At 48.3% G+C, this 16,151-nt stretch carries 12 protein-coding genes; 3 read left to right on the plus strand and 9 right to left on the minus strand.

The genetic code is table 11. The features are described from left to right. Positions 1 to 22: 22 nt before the first annotated feature. The 6 genes from ACESTD_RS11860 to ACESTD_RS11885 form a co-directional block, all read right to left on the minus strand. Entirely contained in the window at positions 23 to 1,861 is a 1,839-nt protein-coding gene (locus ACESTD_RS11860) for a YgiQ family radical SAM protein (RefSeq protein ID WP_005826685.1), read from the minus strand. Next, positions 1,858 to 2,076 (minus strand): sulfurtransferase TusA family protein, encoded by a 219-nt coding sequence (locus ACESTD_RS11865; RefSeq protein ID WP_005826683.1) that lies wholly within the window; start codon positions 2,074 to 2,076, stop codon positions 1,858 to 1,860. Before ACESTD_RS11865 ends, ACESTD_RS11860 begins: the two co-directional genes overlap by 4 nt. Further along, the gene (locus ACESTD_RS11870; protein ID WP_005826681.1) at positions 2,077 to 2,391 is read right to left on the minus strand and encodes a hypothetical protein; all 315 of its coding nucleotides are present in this window, start codon (positions 2,389 to 2,391) and stop codon (positions 2,077 to 2,079) included. Positions 2,392 to 2,507: 116 nt separating this feature from the next. Next, the gene (locus tag ACESTD_RS11875) at positions 2,508 to 5,438 is read right to left on the minus strand and encodes a xanthan lyase (protein ID WP_373158901.1); all 2,931 of its coding nucleotides are present in this window, start codon (positions 5,436 to 5,438) and stop codon (positions 2,508 to 2,510) included. Positions 5,439 to 5,586: 148 nt separating this feature from the next. Then, a complete protein-coding gene (locus ACESTD_RS11880) occupies positions 5,587 to 6,465 on the minus strand; it encodes a DUF4886 domain-containing protein (RefSeq protein ID WP_120027264.1) in 879 nt (292 codons plus the stop codon). Positions 6,466 to 6,634: 169 nt separating this feature from the next. Further along, positions 6,635 to 8,626, minus strand: coding sequence for a glucosamine-6-phosphate deaminase (locus ACESTD_RS11885; protein WP_373158900.1), 1,992 nt, complete (start codon positions 8,624 to 8,626; stop codon positions 6,635 to 6,637). Between the two features lie 492 nt (positions 8,627 to 9,118). Here ACESTD_RS11885 and ACESTD_RS11890 point away from each other — a divergent pair, with 492 nt between their 5' ends. Further along, positions 9,119 to 9,820, plus strand: coding sequence for an SIMPL domain-containing protein (locus ACESTD_RS11890; protein ID WP_005826670.1), 702 nt, complete (start codon positions 9,119 to 9,121; stop codon positions 9,818 to 9,820). On the opposite strand, the gene ACESTD_RS11895 is transcribed toward ACESTD_RS11890, so the two are convergent. The 3 genes from ACESTD_RS11895 to ACESTD_RS11905 are packed head-to-tail and all read right to left on the minus strand — an operon-like array spanning position 9,792 to position 11,446. Next, complete coding sequence (locus tag ACESTD_RS11895) at positions 9,792 to 10,598, minus strand: amidohydrolase (protein WP_009036814.1); 807 nt, start codon at positions 10,596 to 10,598, stop codon at positions 9,792 to 9,794. The genes ACESTD_RS11890 and ACESTD_RS11895 overlap by 29 nt on opposite strands. A 22-nt stretch (positions 10,599 to 10,620) precedes the next feature. Continuing rightward, positions 10,621 to 11,175, minus strand: a complete 555-nt coding sequence (locus ACESTD_RS11900) for a 1-acyl-sn-glycerol-3-phosphate acyltransferase (protein ID WP_005826663.1) — start codon at positions 11,173 to 11,175, stop codon at positions 10,621 to 10,623. A 1-nt stretch (position 11,176) separates the two neighbouring features. Then, positions 11,177 to 11,446: a hypothetical protein gene (locus ACESTD_RS11905; RefSeq protein WP_005826660.1), complete on the minus strand. Its 270-nt coding sequence runs from the start codon at positions 11,444 to 11,446 to the stop codon at positions 11,177 to 11,179. A 303-nt stretch (positions 11,447 to 11,749) separates the two neighbouring features. Between ACESTD_RS11905 and ACESTD_RS11910 the strand changes: the two genes are divergently transcribed. Next, positions 11,750 to 13,024, plus strand: a complete 1,275-nt coding sequence (locus ACESTD_RS11910; protein ID WP_005826657.1) for an efflux RND transporter periplasmic adaptor subunit — start codon at positions 11,750 to 11,752, stop codon at positions 13,022 to 13,024. A 7-nt stretch (positions 13,025 to 13,031) separates the two neighbouring features. Beyond that, positions 13,032 to 16,142, plus strand: a complete 3,111-nt coding sequence (locus ACESTD_RS11915; RefSeq protein ID WP_005826654.1) for an efflux RND transporter permease subunit — start codon at positions 13,032 to 13,034, stop codon at positions 16,140 to 16,142. The last annotated feature ends 9 nt before the right edge of the window (positions 16,143 to 16,151 follow it).

Here is a 16,151-nt window from a genome sequence, read left to right on the forward strand (position 1 = left end):
GTTTCTTGGAAATATCGTATTTTTATCGTTTCCCGTATAGCTTGTCTATCAAATCCGTCCGTCCTATCCGGCGCAGTTCGTTTATGATGTTCCTGCGCTCTTCGGGTTTGTACCAGAAGAAGAATTGGCGTTGAGCCAGTTTCTCGCGCTGCGTTTTGGCACTGAATACCGGTTCCAGCGTATAAGGATGGAAGCCCGTGTACCATGCTTCGGTGGCAACGGTCATGGGAGTAGGGGTAAAGTCTTGCACTTGTTCCAGATGGAAGTCCAGTCGCTTGGTGATGACGGCAAGTTCTGCCATATCTTCCTCCTTGCATCCGGGATGGCTGCTGATGAAATAAGGAATAAGCTGCTGGCGTAGTCCTTCTTCATGGTTAATCCTGTCGAATATCTTCTTGAACTCACCGAACTGGCTGAACGGAGGCTTGCGCATGATGTTGAGCACGCGGTCTGACGTATGCTCCGGTGCTACCTTCAGGCGACCGCTGACATGGCGGGCAATGAGCTCGCGGGTATATTCCTGCGTACTTTTGTTAGTGTTCGGGTCCTTGCTCTGGTGCAGCAGCAGGTCATAGCGTACACCGCTGCCAATGAAGGACTTCTTGATGCCGGGCAGGGCATCTACGGCATGATAGATGTCGAGCAGCGGACGGTGGTCCGTATTCAGGTTGGGGCATACCTTGGGGTAGATGCACGACGGGCGTTTGCATTTCCTGCAGACGGCCTCATCCCGTCCCTTCATGCGGTACATATTGGCCGACGGGCCTCCCAAATCGCTCAAATAACCCTTGAAGTCTGGCAGCTCCGTGATGGCTTTCACCTCTTTCAGAATGCTCTCCTTGCTGCGGCTTACGATGAATTTGCCCTGGTGTGCGGAGATGGTGCAGAAGGCACATCCTCCGAAACATCCGCGATGCAGGTTGACGGAGAACTTTATCATGTCGTATGCCGGAATACGTTTTCCCTTGTATTTGGGATGGGGTAGGCGCGTGTATGGCAAGTCGAAAGAACGGTCGAGTTCAGCTTCCGTCAAAGGGGGATAGGGAGGATTGACTACTACCGTCAGCTTGCCGCTCTTTTGCAAGATGCGGGATGCTGTATATTTGTTGCTTTCCTCCTCGATATGACGGAAGTTGGCAGCTTCTTTCTTTTTATCTTTCAGACATTCTTCATGGGAAAAGAGGGTGATATCCCCTTCTTGTACCACTACTTCCTTGTCAAGGTAAACCATTTGGGGAATATCGGCGATGAGCTTTTTGAAGCTTGGGGCGTCCATCTGTGTCTGTTGGCGTTTCAGCCTTTCCGCAAGTTCCACCACCGGTTTCTCTCCCATACCGTAGATGAGTGAGTCGGCTCCGCTGTCGAGGAGGATGCTGGGGCGTACACGGTCCTGCCAATAGTCATAGTGCGTCAGGCGGCGCATGCTTGCCTCGATGCCGCCCAGTACGACGGGGACATCGGGGAATAGCTTCTTTAATATCTGGGTATATACAATGGAAGGGTACTCCGGACGCATATCCGGACGTGCATCCGGGGTATAGGCGTCATCACTGCGCAAGCGTTTGTTGGCAGTATATTTGTTGACCATCGAATCCATACAGCCGGGACTGATGCCGAAGAACAGACGGGGACGTCCCAGTTTTTTGAAGTCGCGCAAGTCGTCGCGCCAGTTGGGTTGGGGGATGATGGCTACGCGCAATCCTTCTGCTTCGAGGATGCGGCCTATGACAGCGGCTCCAAAAGAAGGGTGATCCACGTAGGCGTCACCGCTGAAAAGTATTACATCCAATTCGTCCCAACCACGCAGTTCTACTTCTTTCTTGGTAGTAGGAAGCCAGTCTGTAAGGCGATATTCTTTCATTTGCACATTAAAAACTGTAATGTCATCCGTTCTCCGTCGTAAATCTCACGGAAGCCTATCTGCTGCTCGGAAAGATACTCTTTCATGTCATTGAAGGCAGCAGCGTCGTCCATGATGATTTCCAGCTTCTCGCCTTTTCCGGCCTCGCACATGGCCTTGATGGCAGGGATTAAAGGGCTGTAATGCTGTTGTCCGCAGGTGTCGATGGTTTTCATTTATTCTTCTTCTATGGTGTCTTGTTGGGAAAGCCATTGCAGATAGAGCTTGATGAGCTGTTGTAGTCCGAAGGCCTTCATGTTGTTGTGATAGATAACGTCGATACAGAGGTCGAGCAGATCTTTGCTGTCCTCCTCTTGCGCGGCGATGAGGGAGCGGATGTTCAGTTTCAACTTGTCGAGCACGGTTTCGTCCACAATACCGTTGCTGTCGATGAGATGGCGGAAGAGGCCGTATTTCTCGATGGTGGCAAGGTTCTCTTCAGAAACTTCTAAACTACGGGTTCCGCTGGGGTTGGCTTGTATAGTGTACATGATGTTTAATGTTTAGTGGTTAATGTTTAATGATTAATGGAAGCAAAGATAGTTTTTTCACTACAGATTACACAGATTTCCACGGATTATTTATAGGGATTGCTATTTTGTCTGTGTTAATCTGTGTAATCTGTGGTGAGAAAGCGGAGTATGGAGGCCATAATTGCATTTCTGGATGTTTCTTCCCGGATGCTTTCAAAAGGGAATCCCATGACAAAAGTGCGATAATCGTTGCCTTGATAGGCTACGGCGGCGGGTGTGTTGCTGATGGCATAGGTCATGACTGGAAAAGCGGGAGACATGGGCAGGATGCAATCAGGGGAAGTGACCGGATAGCTTTGCTCATTCGGCAGGCGGGGAAGGGTGAAGGTATGCCCCAGTCCCCGGACAGCGATTTTGTCCCCGTCTGTTTTCAGAGAGTTGCCATGCCGGTACTTCAAGATATTCTGAATAAATTCTTTATTGCCCTGCGAGCTGTCCATATCGCTGCCTACATAGGCACCGCTGACCAGGAGATGACCTCCCGACTGGCAATAGGAAGTCAGTATGCGCTGCATGGGCGAGGAGAATGTTTTGTAGTAGGTATTGCGTGCCGGATTGCTGGAATTGTCTTCTTTCTCAAGTCCGAGGATATAGTCCACTATCGGATAATCCTCTAATGAGAGGATGCCCTTTTCCACAGCCTCGTCGCTGCATGAGACGAAGCTGTAATTTCCGGCTGCCTGGATGGCTTTGCCATGTACGAAGGGGTAATCGAAAGTGTTTCCGATGATTTTCATGCCTTCGTATTCGTCACTGCTCTCTCCCAGACGTCGTCCTGCTTCCTTCCGGCTAAAATTCTGCTGGGCGCCGCAGAGGGAGATGTCATAGAGATAGGGTACGCCGGGATCTTGTGACAAGTCGAAGCCTGCCGCATCGGGGGTGTCTATAACGGCAGGCCCGCTGATGCGGTCGAATCCGTTGACGATAAGTATCTGTCCTTTTTCACGCTTTGCCTTGTAGGCGGCAAGAATTTCCGAAGGGAAGCTTTCGCCACCCCGGTTTACGGCGGTTACTTTAAAGGAATAGACGATGCCCGGTTCTATTTTTACGGTGTGGGATGGGGAGCTGACGCGTACGCCATTGTCAAATCCTCCACGACCGATACGTGTATATACAATGTATTCACGTGGTTTGGCAGTCGGCTCCAACGGGTCTTCCTCTCCTTGCCAGGAAAGCTCTAAAGTATTCTTCTTTTGACCGAAGCGGATGGCAAAGTGGCTGACGGGAAGGGGTTGGACAACGTAGTCTCTGCCGTGCTGGCTGCATATGTATTGCAGAATGGCTTTATAGAGCGCACGCCCGACGGTGAACTTGAAGTTAGGGTCATGTCCCAAGCGCATATCTGCGAAGTTCTGGTGCGACAACAGTTCTACGATGGTGGAAGGGACGGCGGGCAGGCGTGTTTCACTGTAGTTGCGGTTCCATAGGCTGCGGCGTGTCCAGTCTACGTTGAAGGTAGAGCGGATATCATGCTGCAACTGCGTTAGCAGAATGTCCGAAAGGTCACGGGAGGCATGGCGGTCTGTACCGGCATGCAGTCGGCCGTTGTTGAAGTTGGTGGTATAAATGCCGAGAGTGCCTATAATCTCATCTTCCTTACTGAAACCGGCATCGCTATGCAGGGCCATACTCATTTCAAAGGGGATGCCCAAACCTTCTTCCGTCGGGTTGAATAGTGATTTTCCTGCAAGGTAATTCACTGTACGGGAACGTACGTTGATGTCGTCGTTCATATCATTCTTTCCCTCATAGCCTCCATAGACGGGATAGGGCATGCCTGCCCATTGGGCAAAGTAGCGTGCGCCTTCCAGGTATCTGGGCAAGCCGCTGGTTTGTCCTCCGCGGGCAATGTTGCCCATGCCTCCTCCAAAGCGGACGGCATCGGCACAGACCACGCCTTTCTCTTTGCTTTCGTTGCTCAATACCACCATGCCATAGTCATTCCGGCCTTTGTCGAAAGTGAATGTGCCGAGGTACACCCATGTGCCGCCTCCTATTTGCTGGTTCACCTTGAACTCCGTGACGCCTCCATTGTGAAATACAAGATATTTGGCATCGCTTACGCTGCCCGGCAGTGTTTGGTAAGATACGTATACAGCATATTCTCCCGTTTCCGGAATATCGGGTACCCATTCGGCAAAAGCCTTGTCTTTCTTCTTTTCAGTTTTGGCAAAGCGTGCCGTGCCGGAGAGGAAAGGGTTTTCATTGTCCTGATAGATTCGTTTCCGTTGGGCAAATCCGGGTCGGAAGGTCTGTTTCCAACGTGCTTTCCGGCTTTTCACGTCCAGATAAAGGGAACCTTGTCCTCCATGTCCGCTCAGGCTACCGTCATTGTCTACGATGACTTCCTGCTTCTGCGTGTCCCTTTCGCGGGGAGTGAATACATTGGCTCCTGCATTCTCTAGCATGGGCAGGAGGTAGGGCAGGATGAAGGATTGGGTGAACTGGTCTTCTGTAGTGCAGAACAGCCTCGGGCGTTGCCATCCCCATTTGTCCTTGTCATTGATATAATATTTCCCGTGGCTTTGCCAAAGGGCGATGTGGCGTCCTTCCAGTCCGCGGGTGATGTCGTAGGGGCGCGAGGTACGGGTTACCCAGGGGGTACCTTTGTATTCCAGGTGGCTGAACAGACGTGCCTTGTCTTTCTTCCCTTTCCGGTAGAGGTTGGGGATAAGCTCTTCGATGCTCTTCCCGTCAGCAAAGACGGTGAGGTCGAAATAGTTCACCGGTCCTGGCAGGATTTGTCCCAGATGGCGGTAAATGGCATCAACGGTTTCAGGCCGTAGAGGCTGGTAGGCAAAGCGCTCGTTTGTATAGACAAGCAATTTCTTCTTCCGGAAGTCAATGCGGAAACTATCCAGCTTGCAGGTACCGATGTTGGCCGTATGGGTGGTGTATTCCCTAAAGAATGTCTGGAGGCGTTCTTCCACATTCTGCTCTAGTTCTTGTGCCGGAAGGAGGAATCCACACAAGAGCCATATGCCGGTTAGGATAAGTTTTTTCATACTGATGAAATATTGAAGTTGCCAATATCTGCTTTTACCAGACGGTGGTGCGTGCAAAAGTACATAAAAGAAAGCTTCACTGATGAGCGGGTTACTTTCTTTTTATTATTTTGCAGACATATAAGTAAGTCTTAAGAATTAAAAAGCATTAATCGGCAATCTTTTTCAGTTCTGTCAGTTCCGTAACTTTGTCCGGATAGAGGATGGCGTTGTGCGCAGCCATTTGAGCTGCTTTCTTATGGATTGGGTCTATTCCTTCGGGAGAATATGGGTTTTCTGTTACATTCTGATGGGTCAATGCCTCAAACCATGTGCAGGCAGCTGTATATCTGCCTATGGTTAAGTCAAGGTGGTATCCGTCCCTATTCATATGGTCGCCGATAAAGGAGGTACGTGCATTTTGTATGGCGGTTCCCGAAGGGATAATTTTCTTGATACCCACCAGGTTGGCGGCTTTCTTTACTGCATCCACAATGCTGGTGTACATTTTCATTTGGTTCTGGTCATAGTTTTTGAATCCGGTGTGGTTGGCATTGGTAGCATAAGCCCATGTCTGGTGCATCATTAATACGGTTTCCTTTCCAATTCGTTCCCTGATATAGTTAACCAATTCAGGTAGGGAAGCTTTGTAGCTGTCATAGATACCAGACAAAGGGCTGGCCTGTTGAACACTGATATAGTCCCATTTCTCATCGGCCAGTGCTTTCTCAATAGTCATTGACCGGGTTTCTGTTTTTTCCCCGTCTTTCTCTACTTTGCGATAGGCATAGGCCGGAGCGTTGTTGCGTATGTTTTGTACGTGCCGTTCCAGTGAACATCCTCCGATAAACATATTGCCGATAATCATGGTGATACCTTCAGCTTCTCCCAGTTCGTGCAAATATTGCTCTACTGCATCTTGTGAAAAGCTGTTGCCTATTGCCAATACTTTGATGGTGTCGTTATTGGCATGGCATCCATTTGCAAACAATGTAAATGGCGTGAGTAGGAATAAAATGACAAGGATGTTGATAGCATACTTTTTCATAATGGTGTTTGTTTTTAAGTTTTGTCGTTTCGATAAATAAGTAACAAAATTATTTGATTGTTTTTATATCTGCAAGTATTCCTTGGGAATATAAGAAGGCTGAGACATGAAAAAATGAGATGCATTGCCGGAGCAATACATCTCATCCTATTGTTAATATTTTATTCGTTTATAGCGGAATGTATTCCACAAAGGCTTCCATCGCCTCATAGGAAGCAAGTCCGAGGCTGTCATACAAGGCAGCTGTTCCGCGGTTACGGTCCTCGCTGCGTTGCCAGAACAGACGTTCGTCATTGCCCAGGAACGGTGCGCTTTCCATCTGCGATTGATGCTTCAGGATAGAGTTACGCTTGGCACGCAGTTCTTCCGGGCTGATGGGCACAGCCATCTCAATGTTTTCGATTTCCCATTCGGCCCATGCACCGCGGTACATCCAGATACGGCATTCCTTCAACCATTTGGCACCTTCTTCTTTTTCCAAGTCAATGGCGGCAAATACGGCGTCCGTACAAACACGGTGTGTGCCGTGCGGGTCGGCCAGGTCGCCGGCAACGAAAATCTGATGGGGTTTCACTTCACGCAATAGGTTGCGTACAATTTCCACGTCTGCTTCGCTGATAGGATTCTTCTGTATCTTGCCCGTTTCGTAGAATGGCAGGTCAAGGAAATGACAGTGATCCAGAGGGATATTATTGTATGTACATGCAGTGCGTGCCTCGCCACAGCGAATCAGTCCCTTGATGGTCAAGATGTCGCGTGTATCCATGTCACCGTCTTTCTTCTCCTTCAAGTATTTACGGATTTCAGTATATTTGTCATTGATGACCTGGTCTTCGCTGTTGTTGAAGATTTGGTTGAACCCGTTGATGAAGTGCAGGAAGCGGATAACTTCTTCATCGCCTACGGCAATGTTACCGGAAGTTTCGTAAGCCACATGCACGTCATGTTTCTGCTCTACCAGACGACGGATGGTGCCTCCCATGGAGATAACGTCATCATCGGGATGCGGAGAAAATACGACCACACGTTTTGGATAGGGCTTTGCACGCTCAGGACGATAGGTGTCGTCAGCATTCGGCTTGCCGCCCGGCCATCCGGTGATGGTATGTTGCAGGTCATTGAATATCTTGATGTTCACGTTATAGGCTGAGCCGAACAATGCCAGCAGTTCGCTCAGACCGTTTTCGTTGTAGTCCTTGTTGGTCAGTTTCAGAATGGGTTTTCCGGTGAGTTGGCACAACCAGACGATGGCACTGCGGATGAGCTTGTCGTTCCATTCGCAGGAGGTTACCAGCCAGGGGCGTTGGATACGCGTCAAATTGGCGGCGGCAGACAAGTCGATAGCTACATGTGCATTGTTGTGAGTCTGCAGATAAGATGCAGGGATAGTATCTGTTACTGGACCTTCAACGCATTCTTTCACCTTTTGCGCTTTCTCCTCACCCCATGCCAGCAGATATATTTTCTTTGCCGAGAGGATGGTGGCTACTCCCATGGTGATGGAGCTGATGGGGGTATTTTCAATGCTACCGAACATCTTGGAAGCTTCATTGCGGGAGTCGTTGTCCAGCAATATCAGACGAGTGGTAGAGTTCAGGCGTGAACCCGGTTCATTGAAACCTATATTACCTACACGGCCAATGCCCAGCAAAGCGATGTCTAAGCCACCGAAACTTTCAATGCGCTGCTCGTAAAGACGGCAATATTCAAAGATGGCGTCTTTGGCGATGGTGCTGTCGGGGGTGAAAACATTCTGTTTGTCAATGTCCACATGGTCTATCAGCATTTCCTTCAATGCGTTGAAGTTGCTGTTGATGGCATTGGGAGCTAATGGATAATATTCGTAGAGGTTGAATATGACTACGTTGCGGAAACTTAATCCCTCTTCCTGGTGCATACGTACCAAGTCTGCATATACATTGCGCGGAGAGTTACCGCCTGCCAGTGCCAAGACACAGAAACGTCCCGCCTTTTGCTTGTCACGGATTAACTGTGCAATGTCAAGGGCAATCTGGTTGGCGCCTTCTTCCGCAGACTCATAAATATCTGTCGGGATTTTTTCCAGTCGGGTCAATACCGACCGTTCAAATGCATTCTCAGGTCTATAGTACCTGGGGGAGACTCTGTTGAGAGTGATTTGAGAGCTTAGATTGGTTTTCATAAAATTTATTATTAATAAATGATTAAGTATTGAACTGTTCTTTCAATCAACAAATATACGAAAAACAATGTTCATCCGCATATTGCTGAAGATTAATTAAGAAATACTGGTCGTCCCATATCTCATATGGGTTTTGACGGTTGTACGGAAAGTGTCTTCGGTCATTCCATAAAGTCACGGCCAACCGCCACCGTGAGTATGGATTTTACGTTGGGTCAACATAGGATTTAGGGGTTAGAATTATTAAATTAATCATGTTGTCGCTTTGACATTGTTTCGAAGGACAAAAATAGGTACTTTTTGGAGAAGATGTACTCCTTCTTTTGGGTATTTTTATTAAATACTCTAAAAAAGTTGGTGCATTTTGTATAATGTCTCGTTCGTTTGGGGTATAAGTGAGGATAATCATATAAAAATAGACCATTCATCGCACTTTTTGTCGTTTGGGTTTGTTATATTTGTGTGTGTTTATAAACTCTAAAATATCAATGTATGAAAAGCTGGAAAGTAGAAGCAGCCATCATAGCCGTGGGGCTGCTTTTGTTGGGAATCATGGTAAAAGGCGGTATCAACAATTTTGTGAATAAGGACCGTGTGGTCAGTGTGAAAGGGCTGGCCGAAATGGAAGTGCCTGCCGACAAGGTAGTCTGGCCTCTTGTCTACAAAGACATAGGTAATGACCCTGCACTGCTTTATGCCAATATGGAGAAGAAAAACGCTGCCGTCGTGAGTTTCCTTGAAAACAACGGTATTGAGAAGGAGGAAATCAGTATTGCACCGCCCGAAGTGATTGACATGCAGGCCGAACGTTACGTTGACCGCAACGTGGCCTATCGTTATAATGCCACGTCTGTCATCACTGTCACTTCCAAGAATGTGGATAGGGTGCGTAAGCTCATGTCGGGGCAGGCTGAACTCTTGAAGCAGGGTATTGCCATCACGGGAGGGGATTATAAATATAATGTGTCTTATGAATTCACCGGTCTCAACGAAGTGAAGCCCAGAATGATAGAGGAGGCCACGAAGAACGCTCGTGCTGCAGCCGAGAAGTTTGCCAAGGATTCGGACAGTGAACTGGGGAAAATCCGCAATGCCTCGCAAGGGCAGTTCTCCATAAGTGACCGCGATGCCTATACTCCTTATATAAAAAGCGTACGTGTAGTGACTACTGTGAACTATTATTTGAAGAAATAACGAACTCGTCCGCATCTTTCCAAGCGGGAAACTTTAGCCTGAACTCCTGCAGGGAGGAAAGGTTGAGGGAGGCGGTGGCAATCGCCTCTTCGTTGTCGGGCACAGTGGCAAGCACTTCCCCCTTCGGAGAGTAGACCACACTGCCGCCGCTGTGTGGAATGTCTCTGCCGTCCTTGCCGATACGGTTGACACCGCAGACATAACTGATGTTTTCCAGCGCGCGCGCTTGCAGCAGGATGTCCCAGACTTTCCGGCGGGGAATGGGCCAGTTGGCGACGTAAATCAGGAGGTCGTATTCATTGCTCGTATTGCGGCTCCAGACCGGGAAACGAAGGTCATAGCATACAAGCAGCAGTATATTCCAGCCGCGATATCGGATGATGGGACGCCGGTTGCCGGGGGTGAAATGTTCTGTCTCGTGCCCCATCCGGAAGAGGTGGCGTTTGTCGTAATAGTAAGCATTGCCTTCGGGCGTAAGGAAGAATGCGCGGTTGTAGTAGGATGGCTTTCCGCCTTCCGAGGCTGTTTCGCAGGCAATATAGCTGCCGGCAAGAGCAAGCCGGTACTCTTCGGACCATTGGCGCAGTGTTGCGATGGTTTCTCCCGTTGTGGGTTCGGCCAAGCTGGCGGTGTCCATACTAAAGCCGGTGGAGAATGTTTCCGGTAAAACAACAATCTCCGTTGTTCCACGAAGAGTTTCTAACTTCTCGCGGAGACGACGGAGATTTTCTTGTTTATTTTCCCAGACGATGTCTGTTTGCAAGATGCTTATTCGCATGGCATTAATGCTTAATACCTGATTAGATATTTCCTAAATCAAAATTTTCGGGATTTTTTCCTTTAAAGTTCTTGAAGTACAGTTTTATCTCGCGCATATCCTTTTCGATGTCTCCGGTAGGCATGACAGCCTTGGTAGAGGAGATGGTCTTGGAAGGATAATCAATCCCGATAAGCATGATGGGCACTTGTGCTTTAAGTGCTATGTAATAAAAACCTTTCTTCCAGTTGGGATTGGCTTTACGGGTTCCTTCCGGTGTAATAGCCAGGTGGAAATGCTTGCTGTTTGCAAACTTTTCGGTCATTTGGTCCACTAAGGAAGATTTACGTCCCCGGTTCACCGGAATGCCGCCAACGGCTTTGAATATCAGTCCCAGAGGAAAAAAGAACCATTCCTTTTTCATCATGAAACTGGTCTTGCGGCCGATGGCACCATAAAACAATTTACCGATAAATAAGTCCCAATTGGAAGTATGGGGTGCCGCACAAATTACACATTTGTCGTAGTCGGGCACCGTCACGTTTGTCTTCCAGCCCAGCAGGCGATAATAAATGAAGCTATAAAAGGCTTTCTTCATCTTATTTCAGTTTGCCCATTGCGTCAATAATTTCGTCTACTTTTGCATTGAAGTCAGCACGAAGTTTTTTGTAGAAACCTTTTACATTTCCTGGCTCGGTGTGGCTGATGCGGCTTATGAATTCATCTTGCATTTTCAGAATTTCAGCCATCAGTTCATCGGCTTTTTGTTTGTCTGTTCCAGGCACATATAAGCTGTTTACAAGACACTCTGTGAACAATTCACCTGCAATATAGTTTATATTCTTCTTTAGTTCTTTTCTACTTGCCATAATCTTTACGTTTAAAATGAATAATCTGAATTATTTTCGGTAAAGATAATGTTTTTCTTTGTTAGTGTAGAGCAAAAAAGGGTTTTTATGTGTTTTTAATTTAGTAGTTTTGTGGAATTATTCCACAAACTGTGGACACATTCCACAGGGAAAAATGGAGGATGCCACCATGAATAAAGAACTGCCGTCTGCTTTTCTGCTTGATATATAGTTTGTTAGACGTAATGGATGAGATGGTGATAGATTGGCATCGGATTTGCTTTAATAGAAAGAAACAGGGTTAAATTTAATATACAAACAAGCATGAGACAGTTTTTTACGAAAAAAGAATTGAAACTAAAGAAGAAGAGGTTGCTGATGATGGTTGCCTGCATGGCGGTATTGTTGGCAGGTTACGTTATTCTGACTTGGCCTAAGAAGGTGGAATCGGAAGCTCCTACCGTGATTGTGGAATCTGCGGAAAAAGGAGATGTGGAGATATATGGCGAGTACGTGGGACGTATTCGCGCTCAGCAGTTTGTAGAGGTACGTGCGCGTGTGGAAGGGTATTTGGAGAATATGCTTTTCGCAGAAGGAACATATGTCACCAAGAACCAGGTACTTTTTGTGATAAACCAGGACCAGTATAGGGCAAAGGCTGACAAAGCTCGTGCACAGTTAAAGAAGGATGAAGCGCAGGCATTGAAGGCAAAGCGCGATTTGGAGCGTATCCGCCCCCTCTATGCGCAGAACGCTGCCAGCCAGCTGGATTTGGACAATGCCCAGGCTGCTTACGAGACTGCAGAAGCCTCAGTAGCGATGAGCCAGGCCGATTTGGACCAGGCTGAATTGGAATTGGGATATACGTTGGTCCGTTCTCCGCTATCGGGACATATCAGTGAAAGAAATGTGGATTTGGGAACATTGGTCGGACCGGGAGGCAAGTCCTTGCTGGCTACGGTTGTGAAAAGTGATACGGTTCTGGTAGATTTCAGCATGACGGCATTGGATTACCTGAAAAGCAAGGAACGGAATATCGATATAGGGCGTCAGGACTCTACACGTTCCTGGCAGCCGAACATTACGATTACTTTGGCGGATAATACCGTCTATCCTTATAAGGGCTATGTGGATTTTGCCGAACCTCAGGTGGACCCTCAGACCGGAACATTCTCCGTGCGTGCCGAAATGCCGAACCCTAACAAAGTGTTGTTACCGGGGCAGTTTACAAAGGTTAAGCTATTGCTGGATGTACGTGAGGGTGCTGTCGCCGTTCCTCAAAAGGCGGTTACCATTGAGAAAGGTGGTGCATATATTTTTGTGATGCGCCGGGACTCTACGGTTGAAAAGCGTTTCATTGAACTGGGACCTGAATTTGGCAACAATTGGGTGGTTGAGCGTGGTCTGGTTGCCGGAGAACAAATTGTGACTGAAGGTTTCCACAAGCTGACTCCGGGTATGAAAGTACGTGCCCAGGCTGCCGTTCCTAAAAAGGAGGAAGAGCAGACGAGTGATTCTCTGAACAAGCAGGTTGTTTCCGAAACGAAGCAGACTACTCCGGCTGAGAATAAATCAAAGGACAACAACCCTTCAAAGTAATGATGTTATGAAAGTAAGTTTCTTTATAGACCGCCCGGTATTCTCGGCGGTGATATCGATTGTGATTGTAATTGTCGGTATCATTGGCCTGACCATGCTGCCGGTAGACCAATATCCGCAGATAACGCCTCCCGTAGTGAAAATCAGTGCTTCCTATCCGGGAGCCAGTGCATTGACTGTTTCGCAGGCGGTGGCAACCCCTATCGAGCAAGAGATAAACGGTACTCCCGGTATGCTGTACATGGAGTCCAACAGTTCTAATTCCGGAGGATTTTCAGCTACGGTCACTTTCGACGTGTCTGCCGACCCGGATTTGGCTGCCGTAGAAATACAGAACCGTGTGAAACTGGCGGAGAGCCGTTTGCCAGCCGAAGTGATTCAGAACGGTATTTCTGTGGAAAAGCAGGCTCCCAGCCAATTGATGACTATCTGTCTGACTTCCAGTGACCCGAAGTTCGACGAAATTTATTTGAGTAACTTTGCTACTATCAATGTACTCGACTTGTTGCGCCGTATCCCCGGTGTGGGACGTGTTTCCAACATCGGTAGCCGCTACTATGCCATGCAGATATGGGCGTTGCCCGACAAACTTGCCAACTTCGGACTGACGGTGCAGGATTTGCAGAATGCCCTGAAGGACCAGAACCGTGAGTCTGCTGCGGGTGTTTTGGGACAACAGCCGGTGAAGGGACTCGACATTACTATCCCTATCACTACCCAGGGACGCTTAAGTTCGGCAAAGCAGTTTGAGGACATTGTGGTCCGTGCCAATGCCAACGGTTCCATTATCCGTCTGCGCGATGTGGCGCGTGTTTCATTGGAAGCATCTTCATATAGCACGGAGAGTGGCATCAACGGTGAGAATGCTGCCGTTCTCGGTATCTATATGCTTCCCGGGGCCAATGCAATGGAAGTTGCAAAGAGCGTAAAGGCTGCTATGGAGGAAATCAGTGCAAATTTCCCTGAGGGGATGAGTTATGAGATTCCCTTCGACATGACGACTTATATTTCCGAATCCATTCACGAAGTGTACAAGACGTTGTTCGAAGCGCTGATTCTGGTGGTGCTGGTTGTATTTCTATCCTTGCAAAGTTGGCGTGCGACGGTGATACCGATTGTTGCGGTACCTATTTCCCTGATTGGTACCTTCGGTTTCATGCTTATTTTCGGTTTCTCTCTGAACATACTGACTTTGCTTGGATTGATTCTCGCCATCGGTATTGTGGTGGATGATGCCATTGTGGTGGTGGAGAATGTAGAACATCTTATGGAGACGGAGAAATTGAGCCCGTATGAAGCTACCAAAAAGGCGATGAACGGATTGGCAAGTGCCTTGATTGCCACATCGTTGGTGCTCTGTGCCGTGTTTGTGCCGGTAAGTTTCTTGAGCGGAATCACCGGACAGTTATACCGTCAGTTTACCATTACTATCGCCGTTTCCGTATTGCTTTCTACGGTAGTGGCCCTGACGCTTAGTCCCGTCATGTGTTCGCTCATATTGAAGCCCGACAGTGGAAAGAAAAAGAACATAGTTTTCCGCAAAATCAATGAATGGCTGAACTTGGGCAATCACAAATACGTGGCTGTCATTAACCGGGTCATCAGGAATCCCCGCCGCTTGATGAGTGCGTTCGGCCTGGTACTGGTTGCCATTTTCATTATCCACCGGTTGGTGCCTACCAGCTTCCTGCCGGTAGAAGACCAGGGCTATTTTAAGATAGAGTTGGAGTTGCCGGAAGGTGCTACTTTGGAGCGAACCCGTGTGGTGACCGACCGTGCCGTGCAATACTTGGAGAAGAATCCCTATGTGGCCTATGTGCAGAACGTGACGGGTAGCAGCCCCCGTGTGGGTAGCAACCAGGCACGCAGTGAGCTGACGGTTATTCTGAAACCGTGGGAAGAGCGTAAGGGGATTTCCATCGATAAGATAATGGAGAATGTGGAGAAGGATTTGAAGGAATATCCCGAATGCAAGGTCTATCTTTCCACGCCTCCGGTCATTCCGGGATTGGGTACCTCGGGAGGTTTCGAAATGCAGCTTGAGGCGCGTGGAGAGGCGACGTTTGACAACTTGGTGCAGGCGGCAGATACGCTGATGTATTATGCCCAGAAGCATAAGGAGCTGACGGGGCTTTCATCATCCTTGCAGTCTGAAATACCGCAACTTTATTTTGATGTGGACCGTGATAAGGTGAAAATGCTGGGTGTGCCCCTGGCGGATGTATTCTCTACCATGAAGGCCTATACCGGTTCAGTATATGTGAATGACTTCAATATGTTCAACCGTATATATAAGGTGTATATCCAGGCCGAGGCTCCTTATCGTGAGCATAAGGACAATATCAACTTGTTCTTTGTAAAGGCAAAAGACGGAGTGATGGTGCCGCTTACTTCCTTGGGAAATGCCTCTTATACCACCGGTCCGGGCAGTATCAAGCGTTTCAATATGTTTACCACTGCCGTCATCCGCGGTTCTGCGGCACAAGGCTACAGTTCCGGCCAGGCAATGGAGATTATGGAGCAGATTGCACGTAACCACTTGCCGGACAATATCGGTCTGGAGTGGAGTGGCCTTTCCTATCAGGAAAAGAAGGCGGGAGGACAGACGGGTCTTGTGCTTACGCTGGTATTCCTTTTCGTATTCCTCTTTTTGGCTGCGCAATATGAAAGTTGGACGGTGCCTATCGCTGTATTGCTTTCACTGCCGGTTGCCGCTTTGGGTGCCTATCTGGGCGTTGTGATATGCGGATTGGAGAATGATATTTATTTCCAGATCGGCTTGGTGATGCTGGTGGGGCTTGCGGCAAAGAATGCCATTTTGATTGTGGAGTTTGCCAAGGTGCAGGTTGACAAGGGAGGAGACTTGATACAGTCTGCCATCCATGCTGCCCAACTCCGTTTCCGGCCTATCCTGATGACTTCCCTCGCCTTTGTATTGGGAATGCTTCCTATGGTGTTGGCAAGCGGACCGGGCTCGGCGAGCCGTCAGGCCATCGGTACGGGTGTTTTCTTCGGAATGATATTTGCCATTGTATTCGGTATTGTGCTTGTACCGTTCTTCTTTGTCCTGGTATACAAGACAAAAGCCAAAGTGCAGCATAAGATTAAGAAAGACTGATTTTAAAGA

Source organism: Bacteroides sp. AR20 (assembly GCF_964250605.1).
In the GTDB taxonomy this organism is placed as follows: domain Bacteria; phylum Bacteroidota; class Bacteroidia; order Bacteroidales; family Bacteroidaceae; genus Bacteroides; species Bacteroides uniformis.

Bases quoted from the DNA above. Each gene is read 5' to 3' on its own strand.
- ACESTD_RS11860 (WP_005826685.1), bottom strand. From the start codon at position 1,861: ATGAAAGAATATCGCCTTACAGACTGGCTTCCTACTACCAAGAAAGAA.
- ACESTD_RS11865 (WP_005826683.1), bottom strand. From the start codon at position 2,076: ATGAAAACCATCGACACCTGCGGACAACAGCATTACAGCCCTTTAATC.
- ACESTD_RS11870 (WP_005826681.1), bottom strand. From the start codon at position 2,391: ATGTACACTATACAAGCCAACCCCAGCGGAACCCGTAGTTTAGAAGTT.
- ACESTD_RS11875 (WP_373158901.1), bottom strand. From the start codon at position 5,438: ATGAAAAAACTTATCCTAACCGGCATATGGCTCTTGTGTGGATTCCTC.
- ACESTD_RS11880 (WP_120027264.1), bottom strand. From the start codon at position 6,465: ATGAAAAAGTATGCTATCAACATCCTTGTCATTTTATTCCTACTCACG.
- ACESTD_RS11885 (WP_373158900.1), bottom strand. From the start codon at position 8,626: ATGAAAACCAATCTAAGCTCTCAAATCACTCTCAACAGAGTCTCCCCC.
- ACESTD_RS11890 (WP_005826670.1), top strand. From the start codon at position 9,119: ATGAAAAGCTGGAAAGTAGAAGCAGCCATCATAGCCGTGGGGCTGCTT.
- ACESTD_RS11895 (WP_009036814.1), bottom strand. From the start codon at position 10,598: ATGCGAATAAGCATCTTGCAAACAGACATCGTCTGGGAAAATAAACAA.
- ACESTD_RS11900 (WP_005826663.1), bottom strand. From the start codon at position 11,175: ATGAAGAAAGCCTTTTATAGCTTCATTTATTATCGCCTGCTGGGCTGG.
- ACESTD_RS11905 (WP_005826660.1), bottom strand. From the start codon at position 11,446: ATGGCAAGTAGAAAAGAACTAAAGAAGAATATAAACTATATTGCAGGT.
- ACESTD_RS11910 (WP_005826657.1), top strand. From the start codon at position 11,750: ATGAGACAGTTTTTTACGAAAAAAGAATTGAAACTAAAGAAGAAGAGG.
- ACESTD_RS11915 (WP_005826654.1), top strand. From the start codon at position 13,032: ATGAAAGTAAGTTTCTTTATAGACCGCCCGGTATTCTCGGCGGTGATA.